This is a genomic window from Arthrobacter sp. zg-Y1219, assembly GCF_030125545.1.
Lineage (GTDB): Bacteria > Actinomycetota > Actinomycetes > Actinomycetales > Micrococcaceae > Arthrobacter_B.
In genome coordinates, this window is record NZ_JASKLY010000012.1 from 19,748 (window position 1) to 32,173 (window position 12,426).

Sequence of the window (12,426 nt, forward strand, 5' to 3'; positions counted from 1 at the left end):
AAGCACACGCCAGCATCACGCCCGCAGCACCGGGCGGAACCGGAGGAGTTTGCCATGGCTGATCAATTCGCGGGAAAGACCGCCCTCGTCACGGGCGCGGGATCGGGGATCGGCAAGGCAGCGGCAATCGCGCTGGCGGCGGAAGGCGCCAGGGTGGTGGTCAACGACGTCGACCTGGAAGCGGCACAGGCCGTGGTGAACGAGATCTCGGCGGCCGGCGGAACCGCAGCACCCTCGGTCGGTGACGTCGGCAGCGCCGAGGACGTGAAGGGAGCGGTGGCCACTGCCGTCAATGAGTTCGGCGGCCTGCACCTGGCCTTCAACAACGCCGGCATCAGCGGCCCGCTCGGCCTGCTCACCGAAATAGACCTCGAAGGCTACCGGCGCGTCATTGACGTCAACCTCAACTCGGTGTTCTACGGGATGTACTACCAGATCCCGGAAATGCTGAAGGCCGGCGGCGGCGCGATCGTGAACACGTCCTCCATCCTGGGCATGGTCGGATCCGGGACCGCCGTCCCGTACGTCACGGCCAAGCACGGGGTGACGGGGATGACCCGCGCCGCCGCGCTGGGTTACGCGGACCAGGGCATCCGCATCAATTCAGTGCATCCGGGCTACATCGACACCCCGCTGCTCGAAGCGCTGCCGGGGGAGGTCTACGCCGCGCTGGTGCGAATGCATCCGGCGGGAAGGCTGGGTACCGCAGACGAGGTGGCGCAGGTGGTCCTGTTCCTGCTGTCGGACCGCGCGGCCTTTGTCACCGGCGCCCAGTACGCAGTGGACGGTGCCTACACCACGCAATAGGCCGGCCGCCGTCGAGCCGTTTTGCCGAGGGACCTCCGGGGCTTCGGGTACTTCGATTTCGCCTCGGGAGGACGTTTTAACGGCTGGGCTCCGAGTTTGAGACAATGAAGCCATGCAGTCGCTCCCCAACGGCAAAATGCCGCAGCCCTCGTCCAAAGCCCGCCGTGGAGTAAGCCAGAAAATGGCTACCTTCGGCATGACCCTCATGCTGCTTGTGTTCCTTGTGGCCGTGGTGTTTGCGGCGAACGAGAACGACGTCGTGGGGTGGCTGGTCGTCATCATCTCGCTGGGCTGGCTGTGCCTGTTTGCCTTCGTGGTCTTCAGTGTCCGCGGAGCTGCCCGCAAGGCCGGCGCGAAGCTTGCCGAAGCGCAGGACAACCTCACCCGGGCGGCCGGCGGCGCTCCCGCCGTGCAGGTCGTTGACGAGGCCACCACCATCCGCGACCAGAAGCTGGACCACAGCTTCAAAATCGTCCAGGTGCAGTCCCGCGTGATCCGGGAGAACCTCGGCAAGGACGAAGACCAGGTCAGCCGGGCCCTGGAAACCATTGAGATTACCTCCCACAACGCACGCTCCATGATCAAGAAGGACGACGGCGGCCCGGTCGAGGGCACCCTGGTGGACTAGCACCGCACCCCCGCCCCAGCACCGCCCGCGCGGACCCTCTGCGGCCCGCGCTCCAAGATGAACCGCATGCTACTGAGGAGTATGGTTATTCGCGTGAGTTTGGCATCAGCAGGAGAAGCCGCCGGTCCGGCAAAGACGCTGCGCATTGCAACGGTGAACGTGAACGGCATCCGCGCCGCCTACAAGCGCGGGATGGCCGACTGGCTGGCGGAGCGGGAGGTCGACATCCTCTGCCTGCAGGAAGTCCGCGCCCCCGACGCCGTGGTCCGGGAACTTCTCGGCGACGACTGGCAGATCCTGCACGCCGAAGCTGAAGCCAAGGGCCGCGCCGGGGTGGCCATCGCCTCCAGGATCGCCCCCGTGGCCACCCGCGAGCACATCGGTGACGACTACTTTGCGCTCTCCGGCCGCTGGGTCGAAGCCGACTTCAAGGTGCCGGTTGACGGCGCCGAAAAGCTGCTGACGGTGGTGAGCGCCTACGTCCATTCCGGCGAGGTGGACACCCCCAAGCAGGTCGACAAGTATCGTTTCCTGGACGTCATGACCGAACGGCTGCCCGCGCTGAAGCAGCAGAGCGACTTTGTCCTGCTGGTGGGCGACCTCAACGTCGGGCACACGCCCCTGGACATTAAGAACTGGAAGGGCAACGTCAAGCGCGCCGGCTTCCTCCCCGAGGAACGCGCCTACTTTGACCGGTTCTTCAGCGACGAGATCGGCTACACGGACGTGGCCCGCAAGCTTGCCGGCGACGTTCCCGGCCCGTACACCTGGTGGTCCTGGCGCGGTCAGGCCTTCGACAACGACAGCGGTTGGCGCATCGACTACCAGCTGGCCACGCCCGGGCTGGCCGAACGCGCCGTCTCCGCCGTCGTCGACCGGGCCGCCACCTACGACAGCCGCTTCTCAGACCACGCTCCCGTAGTGGTCGACTACCAGTTCTGAGGGTCAACACCATGAGCACATCCACCGCCACCGGCCGCCAGCGCATCCTCTCGGGGATGCAGCCCTCGGCAGACTCCCTGCACCTGGGCAACTACCTCGGCGCCCTGGTGAACTGGGTCCGGCTCCAGGAGGAGTACGACGCGTACTTCTTCATTCCGGACCTGCACGCCATCACCGTGCCGCAGGACCCGGCGGACCTGCGCCAGCGCACCCGCGTCACCGCCGCCCAGTACATCGCCGGCGGCGTCGATGTGAACAAGGCCACCCTGTTTGTCCAGTCCCAGGTTCCCGAGCACGCGCAGCTGGCCTGGGTCCTGAACTGCCTGACCGGATTCGGCGAAGCTTCCCGGATGACGCAGTTCAAGGACAAGCAGCAGCGCTTCGGCGCCGACGCGGCGTCCGTGGGCCTGTTCACGTACCCGATCCTGCAGGTCGCCGACATCCTGCTGTACAACCCCCACGGCGTGCCCGTGGGCGAAGACCAGCGCCAGCATGTTGAGCTCAGCCGTGACCTGGCCAAGCGCTTCAACTCCCGCTACGGCGACACCTTCATCATTCCGGAGGTGTTTGTGCAGAAGGAAGCAGCGAAAATCTACGACCTGCAGAACCCGACGGCGAAGATGTCCAAGTCGGCGGCGTCCCCCGCCGGGCTGATCAACCTGCTGGATCCGGACAAGGTCATCGCCAAGCGGATCAAGTCAGCGGTGACCGACGACGGCGCCGAGATCCGCTTCGACCGCGAGGCCAAGCCCGGCATCTCCAACCTGCTGTCCATTTTCTCGCTGGTTACCGGCCGGAGCGTGGACACCCTGGTGAAGGAGTACGAAGGGAAAATGTACGGCCACCTCAAGGTGGACCTGGCCGAGGCCGTCACGGAGCATGTCCGTCCGATCCGCGAACGGGCCCTGTTCCTGCTCGAGGATCCGGCTGAACTTGACCGTCTCCTGGCTGTGGGAGCCGCCAAGGCCCGGGAAACGGCATCCGCTACACTGGCCGATGTGTACAGCAAAGTAGGTTTTCTACCTTTGGGCTCCACAGCGGTCTGACCGATGACTCTTTGGAATCCGATGATCCAGGCAGACACCGTCGAGGGCGTCGACGGCAGTTCGGCCGCGCCCGGCTGCACCTGCGTGGGCATCGTGATCGGGGTGCCGGAGCCCATGGCAGCCGAGCTGCGCCGGGCTCGGGCCTCCTTCGGAGATCCGCTGGCGGCCGTCATCCCGGCACACATCACCGTCGTGACCACCACGCAGACCGACGACTGGGAAGCAACCGCTGCGCATGTGCGCCGGGTGGCCCGCAAGCACGCCCCGTTTGACGTCTCGCTGCGCGGCACTGCGACGTTCCGGCCGGTGTCGCCGGTGGTCTATCTCCAGCTCGACGAGGGCTACGACGAGTGCACCGCCCTGCACAAGGAAATGCAGAGCGGTCCGCTGGCCCGGGACCTGCCCTTTCCCTACCATCCCCATGTTACGGTGGCCCACGACGTGAGCGACGCCGGCATGGACAGCGCCATGCAGACCCTGCGCCACTATGATGCCCGCTTCACCGTGAGCACCATTGGGCTGTACGAGCACGATGCGACCGGGCTCTGGAAGCTCCGCGAGGAAGTCCCCCTCCGGGCCTAGGCGCTCAGGTAGACGCCGGCCCAGGCGGCGATGATGTCCGCCGCCCGGCTGGTCTGGGCGCGGTCCACCATCAGGTGGTCGCTGCCCTCCAACGAGATGAAATTCCGGGGATGCCGCGCCACGGAGAAAATCTCGCTCGCATTGTCGATGCCCACCGTGTTGTCGGTGGGGGAGTGCATGACCAGCAGGGGCAGGTGCAGCTCGCGGATGCATTCGGTCAGGTTCTGCGCGGCAAGGTCGTGCAGCAGCTCCTCCCGGATCTGCAGGCTGCGGCCGCCCAGGTCGACCTGCGCCGATCCCTCCTGCCGGATGGTCTGCATCTCCTCTTCGAAGAGGTGCATGACATGGGAAGGCCGGAAGGGTGCGCCGATGGTCACCACGGCGTCCAGTTCCGGGATGCTTCCGGCCGCGGCGAGGACCGCCGCTCCGCCGAGGGAATGCCCGATCAGCAGGGAAACCTTGCGCCCCTGCGCGTGCAGGAAGCCGACGGCGCTGGAGACGTCGGCGACTTTGGTGCTGAACGTGCCGTCCTCCCACGCGCCGCCGGAGCCGCCCAGGCCCGCGGCGTCGTAGCGCAGGACGCCGATGCCGTGCCCGGCCAGGGCCTTGGAAATCCGCGACGCGGCAGCGCTGTTCTTGCCCAGCGTGAAGCCGTGGCAGAACACCGCCCAAGCCCTGGCTTCGCCGTCGGGCAGGTCAAGCGTGCCGGCGAGCGTGGTGTTGTTGACGCCGGGAAAGGATACGGATTCGAACGTGGGCATGGTTCACCTTAGCGGGCGGAGCGGAAGGGGCAAGCAAAAAAGGCAAGCAAAAAGCGGCGCCCGCAGCCCTTGATGGACTGTGGACGCCGCCTCCGGCTGGTGCCTGGCGGAACTAGACCGAGCGGCTCAGGATGGCCTGCTTGACCTCGGCAATGGCCTTGGTGACCTGGATGCCGCGCGGGCAGGCTTCGCTGCAGTTGAAGGTGGTGCGGCAGCGCCACACGCCTTCCTTGTCGTTCAGGATCTCCAGGCGCATGTCTCCGGCGTCGTCGCGCGAGTCGAAGATGAAGCGGTGGGCGTTGACGATGGCGGCCGGACCAAAGTACTGGCCGTCGGTCCAGAACACCGGGCACGAGGACGTGCAGGCGGCGCAGAGGATGCACTTGGTGGTGTCGTCGAACCGCTCACGGTCCTCGGCGGACTGCAGGCGTTCCTTCGTGGGCTCGTGGCCCTTGGTGATCAGGAACGGCATGATCTCGCGGTAGGACTGGAAGAACGGCTCCATGTCCACGATCAGGTCCTTCTCCACCGGCAGGCCCTTGATGGGTTCCACGAGGATGGGCTTGGACGTGTCCAGGTCCTTCAGCAGCGTCTTGCAGGCCAGGCGGTTGCGGCCGTTGATGCGCATGGCATCGGATCCGCAGACGCCGTGGGCGCAGGAACGGCGGAAGGAGACGGAACCGTCATGCTCCCACTTGACCTTGTGCAGGGCATCCAGCACGCGGTCGGTGCCGTACATGGTCAGCTTCCACTCGTCCCAGTATCCTTCGTCGGATACCTCGGGGTTGTAGCGGCGAACCTTCAGCGTGATCTCGAAGGAGGGAATTTCCCCGCCCACAGATGCGGGCAGTTCAATCTTGGAGGCGGGCTCCGCAATTTCCGTTGTCATTAGTACTTCCTCACCATCGGCTCGTAGCGCGTGAAGATGACCGGCTTGGTGTCCAGTCGAATGCCCGCTGTGTTCTCGGCATTGGCGGCTTCGTCAACCTTGTACGCCATTGAATGCTTCATGAAGTTTTCGTCGTCGCGCTCCGGGAAGTCCTCGCGGAAGTGCCCGCCGCGGGATTCTTCGCGGTGCAGCGCCGCCACGGTCATGACCTTGGCCAGTTCCAGCAGGAAGCCCAGTTCCACGGCCTCCAGCAGATCCAGGTTGAAGCGCTTGCCCTTGTCCTGGACGCTGATCTTCCGGTACCGCTCTTCGAAGGAGGCAATGTCGGTCAGGACCTGGTTGAGGGTTTCCGCAGTGCGGAACACCTGCATGTTGGCATCCATGGTGTTCTGCAGGTCGCGGCGGATTTCGGCAACGCGTTCCGTTCCCTCCGAGTTGCGGACCAGGTCCAGCAGCTCGACGGTGGCAGCTTCCGGATCTTCCGGCAGGTCAACGAAATCGGCTGTCAGGGCGTACTCGGCGGCATAGATGCCGGCGCGCTTGCCGAAGACGTTGATGTCCAGCAGGGAGTTGGTGCCCAGCCGGTTGGAGCCGTGCACCGAAACGCAGGCCACTTCGCCGGCGGCATACAGGCCGGGAATAACGGTGTCGTTGTCCTGCAGCACCTCGGCCTTGATGTTGGTCGGGATGCCGCCCATGGCGTAGTGCGCGGTCGGGAAGACCGGCACCGGCTCCGTGTACGGCTCCACACCCAGGTAGGTGCGGGCGAACTCGGTGATGTCCGGGAGCTTGGCGTCAATGTGCGCCGGCTCCAGGTGCGTCAGGTCCAGGAGGACGTAGTCCTTGTTCGGGCCGCAACCGCGGCCTTCGCGGACCTCATTGGCCATGGAACGGGCCACGATGTCGCGGGGTGCGAGGTCCTTGATGGTCGGAGCGTAACGCTCCATGAAGCGCTCACCCTCGGAGTTGCGCAGGATCGCGCCTTCGCCGCGGGCTGCTTCGGAAAGCAGGATGCCCAGGCCTGCGAGGCCTGTCGGATGGAACTGGAAGAACTCCATGTCCTCCAGCGGAATGCCGCGGCGGAACGCGATGCCCATGCCGTCACCGGTGAGGGTGTGCGCGTTGGAGGTGGTCTTGAAGACCTTGCCCGCGCCGCCGGAGGCGAAGACCACGGACTTGGCCTGGAAGACGTGCAGTTCGCCGCTGGCCAGGTCGTAGGAAACAACACCGGCAACGCGCTTCTGGCCAAACGAGTCAGTGACCGTCAGCAGGTCGAGCACATAGTACTCGTTGTAGAACTCCACGTTGTGCTTGACGCAGTTTTGGTACAGGGTCTGCAGGATCATGTGGCCGGTGCGGTCGGCCGCGTAGCAGGCACGGCGGACCGGTGCCTTGCCGTGGTCGCGGGTGTGACCGCCGAAACGGCGCTGATCAATGCGGCCTTCGGGCGTGCGGTTGAACGGCAGGCCCATCTTTTCCAGGTCCAGCACGGCGTCGATGGCCTCTTTGGCCATGACCTCCGCAGCGTCCTGGTCGACCAGGTAATCGCCGCCCTTGACCGTGTCAAAGGTGTGCCATTCCCAGTTGTCTTCTTCGACGTTGGCCAGTGCTGCGCACATGCCGCCCTGCGCTGCACCAGTGTGCGAGCGGGTGGGGTACAGCTTGGTCAGTACCGCCGTGCGTGCGCGCTGCCCGGATTCGATTGCGGCACGCATACCGGCGCCGCCGGCGCCGACAATAACGACGTCGTACTTATGGACCTGCATAGCAGATGCTCTTTCTGTTGAAACTTGTGAATCGTTCGTGGTGGTCGCACCCCGTCAGGGGTGCGACCGTGCGCGGTTACGCCTTGCAGAAGTCCGCGAGCAGCTCCGTGGGAGCGCCGGCGGGGCAGGGGTCGAAGGTGAAGATCACCAGGGTGCCGAGCACGATAATCACGAGCGAAGCAATGTAGAGAATGCTCTTCAACGCCATCCGGGTGGAGTTCTTGTCAGCGTAGTCATTGATGATGACGCGGACGCCGTTGGTGCCGTGCAGCATGGCAAGCCACAGCATGACCAGGTCCCAGACCTGCCACAGCGGGCTGGCCCACTTGCCGGCGACGAAGCCGAAGTCCACTGCGTGGATGCCGTCGCCCACCATGAGGTTGACGAAGAGGTGCGTGAAGATCAGGACGATCAGGATGGCACCGGAGATGCGCATGAACAACCATGCCAGCATCTCGAAGTTGCCTTTGCCGCCCGGGGTACGGGCGTACTTGGGGGAAATCCGGCCGGAGCGCGGAGCCTCGATGGAGACGGCCTCGTTGGTTGATGTACTCATGGCTTAGTGGCCCCCGAAAACGATGGGAAGGTGGCGAATGGAGAAACCGATCATCGTGATCACCCAAAGACCGACGACGCTCCACAGCATCTGGCGCTGGTACTTCGGGCCCTTCTTCCAAAAATCGATCAGGATCACGCGTACGCCGTTAAAGGCGTGGAACACGATGGCGGCAACGAGGCCGAGTTCGCCGAGGCCCATGATGGGGTTCTTGTACGCGCCGATCACTACGTTGTAGGCCTCCGGTGAAACACGCACCAGTGAGGTATCCAAAACGTGGACCAAAAGGAAGAAGAAGATCACCACGCCGGTAATGCGATGCGCAACCCACGACCACTGGCCTTCACGGCCGCGGTAGAGAGTGCCTGCTGGTAACTTCGACACTGAATTTTCCTCCCTGCAACGCAAGCGGCGCTGGCGTGTCTTCCACGCAGTGATGACGCCGGTGCGACAGCAATATAAGCTCAAGCATAATCTAGGTCTCCCCGGGAACGCTTTCAATTTAGGACGCCCTATCATGTGACCCTCGTTACACTCTGCGGGGGTCCTCCAGCCGGGCGGATTACCCTCCGCGGCGGCACCGGGCAGAAGTCACGAAGCCCGGTTCCGGCGGACTCGCCGCTCCGTCGGCTAATCTTGGCTTTGATGAGTACAGAACAGGTAAGCCCTAATCCTTCCTCAGCGGACTTTGACCGCTTTTACGGCGTCATCCCCGCCGGCGGCGTCGGAACCCGCCTGTGGCCGTTGTCCCGTGCAGCTGCGCCCAAGTTCCTTCATGACCTGACGGGCTCCGGCTCGACGCTCATCCGGGCCACCTACGACCGGCTGCGCCCGCTCAGCGGCGACCGAGTCATGGTTGTCACGGGAACGCTGCACCGCGAGGCAGTGCGGAAGCAGCTTCCGGAAATCACCGGCAAAAACCTGGTGCTGGAGCTGGAGCCGAAGGATTCCGCGGCGGCCATCGGTCTTGCCGCGGCCATCCTCTATAAGCGGGATCCGAACATCATCATGGGGTCCTTTGCCGCCGACCAGGTCATCACTCCGGTCGAGGTGTTCCAGGACGCCGTGCGGGAAGCCATCCACACCGCCGCGCAGGGGTACATCGTCACCATCGGCATCCATCCGACCCACCCGGCCACCGGATTCGGGTACATCAGGGCCGGCGACAAACTGGACATCGCCGGGGCCCCCAGCGCACACGCCGTCGTCGAATTCGTGGAAAAGCCCTCGGGAGACGTGGCGCGCACCTACCTCGCTAACGGACGCTACAGCTGGAACGCGGGAATGTTCGTGGCTCCGGTGGACCTGATGCTCAAGCACCTGGAAGCGAACGAGCCGGATCTCTATGCCGGCCTGATGGAAATTGCCGAGGCCTGGGACACCCCGGCGCGGCGCGAGGTGGTGCGCCGGATCTGGCCCACGCTGCCCAAGATTGCCATTGACTACGCCGTGGCGGAGCCCGCGGCGGCAGCCGGCGACGTGGCCATGATCCCGGGCATCTTCAACTGGGACGACGTCGGAGACTTTGCCGCCATCGGACGGCTCAACCCGGCCGCGGAGAACAGCGACCTCACGGTCATGGGGGAAGGGGCGCGGGTCTACTCGGAGAATGCCTCCGGCATTGTGGTTTCCGACACCAAGCGCGTCATCGCCCTGATCGGCATCGAGGATGTGGTGATCGTCGATACCCTGGACGCGCTGCTGGTTACCACCAAGGAACACGCCCAGGAAGTAAAAAAGGCAGTGGAGCACCTCAAGGCCAGCGGCGACACCGACGTCCTGTAACGGCAGATGGATGCTTGCGGGACGGAACATCGTCACACGGTTCCCGTAACAGCAGCCTCAGTGGCTAACCTTGAAGCTGTGCCTACTATCCCACTGAACAGCTCCCCGGTTCCGTCGATGCGCGGAAGTGTTGCTCCGCTGCTGGGGGAGCTGATCGCTTTCCGGCGGGACCTGCACCGGCACCCGGAACTGTCAACGAAGGAATTCCGCACCACCGACAGGATTGTCGAAGCCCTGGCCTCGGCGGGGCTGCACCCCGTGCGCCTGGAGGGCACCGGCGCCTACGTGGACATAGGGGACGGGCCGCTGCGGATTGGACTGCGCGCGGACATCGACGCCCTGCCGGTCCTGGAGGAAACAGGCCTTCCGTACGCGTCGGTCAACACCGGCATCACGCACGCGTGCGGCCACGACATCCACACCACCGTCATGGTGGGGGTGGCGCAGGTCCTTGCCAGGCTGAACGCCGCGGGCAACCTCGGCGGCCGGGTCCGGATCATCTTCCAGCCCGCTGAGGAAGTCATGCCCGGCGGCGCGCTGGGCGTCATTCGGCAGGGCGTCCTGGAGGGGATGCCGCGCATCGTGGCACTGCACTGCGACCCCCGGATCGACGTCGGCCAGGTGGGCACCCGGATTGGAGCCATTACTTCCGCCTCGGACACCATCCGGATCGAGCTCACGGGCCGGGGCGGACACACGTCGCGCCCGCACCTGACGGAGGACCTGGTTTTCGCGTTGGCCGAGATTGCGGTCAGCGTCCCCGCCGTGCTGTCCCGGCGGATCGACGTGCGCAGCGGAGTGTCGGTGGTCTGGGGGCAGATGCACGCAGGCTCCGCGCCCAACGCGATCCCGGGCCACGGCTTCATGTCCGGCACCATGCGCTGCCTGGATGCCGAAGCCTGGTACGCGGCCGGTGAGCTGCTGGACGACGTCGTTCGGCAGATTGCCGCGCCTTTCCGCGTGGACGTCACGATGGAACACACGAGGGGAGTGCCGCCGGTCATCAACACCGATGCGGAAACCAGCCTGATCGAAGCCGCTGCCCGGGCCGAACTGGGGGAGGACTCCATCGTCCTGGCGCCGCAGTCGATGGGCGGGGAAGACTTCGCCTGGATGACGCAGGCCGTTCCCGGCGCCCTGATGCGGCTGGGCACCCGGACTCCCGGCGGCGAAACGTTCGACCTGCACCGGGGCGACTACAACCCGGATGAACTGGCCATCAGCTCCGGCGTGAGCGTCATGGCCGCTGCGGCGGTGCGGGCCGCCCGCGGCCTGCGCCACTAGTTTCAGCGGCGGCCTGCGGGTTTCACCGATGGATGTCATGCGACGCCGGTCCGCGTAATTTGCTTGCAAATAATAACAACATGTAAACAATGTCCCTCCAAGAGCGTTATCTGGCTCACACTCGCCGCCGAAAGCCCATAGGATAGGCATGCCGCGGTCCACTGATGGACGGAGCGCTGCGCCACGCGACGCCCGGATGCTCTTCGCGAGCGTTCGAACAGAATAATCCTGCGCGTGGCACCCATTTCATTCCTGGAGGAACATTGAAGAACTCCCCGCGCAGCTTCAAGCGCAACGCAGGCGTTTCCGCAGCCATGCTCGGCGTCTCGGCACTCCTGCTTACCGGCTGCGGTGCCGCGCCCGAGGAAGAGGCAGATTCCACCGGCGCAGCCAACGCCAACAGCGACTTCCGGGCGTGCATCGTCTCCGACGAAGGCGGCTTTGACGACCGCTCCTTCAACCAGTCCAGCTACGAGGGCCTGAAGGCCGCCGAGGCGGACCTCGGCATCGAGGTTTCCGAGGCCCAGTCGCAGTCCGAGACCGACTTCCTTCCGAACCTTGACTCCATGATCAGCGAAGGCTGCAACCTCACCGTGACGGTCGGGTTCCTCCTGGCTGACGCGACCAAGGAAGTGGCCACCGCCAACCCGGACAGCAACTTTGCCATCGTCGATGACAACACCATCGAGCTGGATAACGTCAAGCCGATCATCTACGACACGGCTCAGGCTGCCTTCCTGGCCGGCTACGTAGCGGCCGGCACCTCCGAAACCGGCAAGGTGGCCACATACGGCGGCATCAACATCCCCACCGTCACCATCTTCATGGACGGCTTCGCCGACGGCGTGGAGTACTACAACGAAGAGAACAGCGCCGACGTCCAGCTCCTTGGCTGGAACAAGGCGGACCAGACCGGTTCCTTCGTCGGCAACTTCACCGACACCGGTGCCGGCAAGACCACCACCGAGAACTTCCTGAACGAAGGCGCGGACATCATCATGCCCGTTGCCGGCCCGGTGGGCTCCGGCACGCTGGATGCCGTCGTCGAAGCCAACGCCAACGGCGGCAGCAACAAGGTTGTCTGGGTTGACTCCGACGGCTTCGAAACGAACGATGTGGGTACCGAGTTCATCCTGACCTCGGTCATGAAGCTCATGGGCGAGGCAGTGGAAGAAGTCATCGCCTCCGACGTCGAAGGTAACTTCGACGCCACCCCGTACGTCGGCACCCTGGAGAACGGCGGCGTCGCACTGGCTCCGTACCATGACCAGGAAAGCGCCGTTCCTGACGATGTGAAGACGGCCGTCGACGAGATCAAGGCTCAGATCATCGCCGGCGACATCACAGTGGAATCCGCCGCCAGCCCCAAATAGTCTGGGG

General features: G+C 64.8%; 13 protein-coding genes. 8 read left to right on the top strand and 5 right to left on the bottom strand.

Annotated elements, in window-relative coordinates:
* The first annotated feature begins 54 nt into the window (after window positions 1-54).
* From QNO00_RS07225 to QNO00_RS07245, 5 genes are all read left to right on the top strand, one after another.
* Window positions 55-807: an SDR family NAD(P)-dependent oxidoreductase gene (locus tag QNO00_RS07225; RefSeq protein ID WP_229964627.1), complete on the top strand. Its 753-nt coding sequence runs from the start codon at window positions 55-57 to the stop codon at window positions 805-807.
* A gap of 112 nt (window positions 808-919) precedes the next feature.
* A complete protein-coding gene (locus QNO00_RS07230) occupies window positions 920-1,435 on the top strand; it encodes a hypothetical protein (RefSeq protein WP_284024087.1) in 516 nt (171 codons plus the stop codon).
* Window positions 1,436-1,528: 93 nt separating this feature from the next.
* Complete coding sequence (locus QNO00_RS07235) at window positions 1,529-2,377, top strand: exodeoxyribonuclease III (protein ID WP_284024088.1); 849 nt, start codon at window positions 1,529-1,531, stop codon at window positions 2,375-2,377.
* A gap of 11 nt (window positions 2,378-2,388) precedes the next feature.
* Window positions 2,389-3,423 carry a tryptophan--tRNA ligase gene (trpS, locus tag QNO00_RS07240; protein WP_284024089.1) on the top strand — a complete coding sequence of 345 codons (1,035 nt, stop codon included), beginning with the start codon at window positions 2,389-2,391 and terminating at the stop codon, window positions 3,421-3,423.
* A 3-nt stretch (window positions 3,424-3,426) separates the two neighbouring features.
* Window positions 3,427-4,005 (top strand): 2'-5' RNA ligase family protein, encoded by a 579-nt coding sequence (locus QNO00_RS07245; RefSeq protein WP_284024090.1) that lies wholly within the window; start codon window positions 3,427-3,429, stop codon window positions 4,003-4,005.
* Here QNO00_RS07245 and QNO00_RS07250 read toward each other — a convergent pair.
* The 5 genes from QNO00_RS07250 to sdhC all read right to left on the bottom strand — a co-directional run bounded on the left by QNO00_RS07250 (window position 4,002) and on the right by sdhC (window position 8,361).
* A complete protein-coding gene (locus QNO00_RS07250) occupies window positions 4,002-4,766 on the bottom strand; it encodes an alpha/beta hydrolase family protein (protein ID WP_284024091.1) in 765 nt (254 codons plus the stop codon). The genes QNO00_RS07245 and QNO00_RS07250 overlap by 4 nt on opposite strands.
* A gap of 112 nt (window positions 4,767-4,878) precedes the next feature.
* On the bottom strand, window positions 4,879-5,655 hold the full coding sequence (locus tag QNO00_RS07255) for a succinate dehydrogenase iron-sulfur subunit (protein ID WP_284024092.1): 777 nt from the start codon (window positions 5,653-5,655) through the stop codon (window positions 4,879-4,881).
* Window positions 5,655-7,421, bottom strand: coding sequence for a succinate dehydrogenase flavoprotein subunit (sdhA, locus tag QNO00_RS07260; protein ID WP_229964634.1), 1,767 nt, complete (start codon window positions 7,419-7,421; stop codon window positions 5,655-5,657). The genes QNO00_RS07255 and sdhA overlap by 1 nt, the downstream gene beginning before the upstream one ends.
* A 76-nt stretch (window positions 7,422-7,497) precedes the next feature.
* Entirely contained in the window at window positions 7,498-7,977 is a 480-nt protein-coding gene (locus QNO00_RS07265; RefSeq protein WP_229964635.1) for a succinate dehydrogenase hydrophobic membrane anchor subunit, read from the bottom strand.
* A gap of 3 nt (window positions 7,978-7,980) precedes the next feature.
* On the bottom strand, window positions 7,981-8,361 hold the full coding sequence (sdhC, locus tag QNO00_RS07270) for a succinate dehydrogenase, cytochrome b556 subunit (protein WP_229964636.1): 381 nt from the start codon (window positions 8,359-8,361) through the stop codon (window positions 7,981-7,983).
* Between the two features lie 261 nt (window positions 8,362-8,622).
* On the opposite strand from sdhC, the gene QNO00_RS07275 reads away from it, so the two are divergent.
* The 3 genes from QNO00_RS07275 (at window position 8,623) to QNO00_RS07285 (ending at window position 12,419) form a co-directional block, all read left to right on the top strand.
* Window positions 8,623-9,762: a mannose-1-phosphate guanylyltransferase gene (locus QNO00_RS07275; RefSeq protein ID WP_229964637.1), complete on the top strand. Its 1,140-nt coding sequence runs from the start codon at window positions 8,623-8,625 to the stop codon at window positions 9,760-9,762.
* Window positions 9,763-9,879: 117 nt separating this feature from the next.
* Entirely contained in the window at window positions 9,880-11,046 is a 1,167-nt protein-coding gene (locus QNO00_RS07280) for an amidohydrolase (protein ID WP_229965036.1), read from the top strand.
* A 263-nt stretch (window positions 11,047-11,309) separates the two neighbouring features.
* Entirely contained in the window at window positions 11,310-12,419 is a 1,110-nt protein-coding gene (locus QNO00_RS07285; protein ID WP_229964638.1) for a BMP family lipoprotein, read from the top strand.
* Window positions 12,420-12,426: the final 7 nt, after the last annotated feature.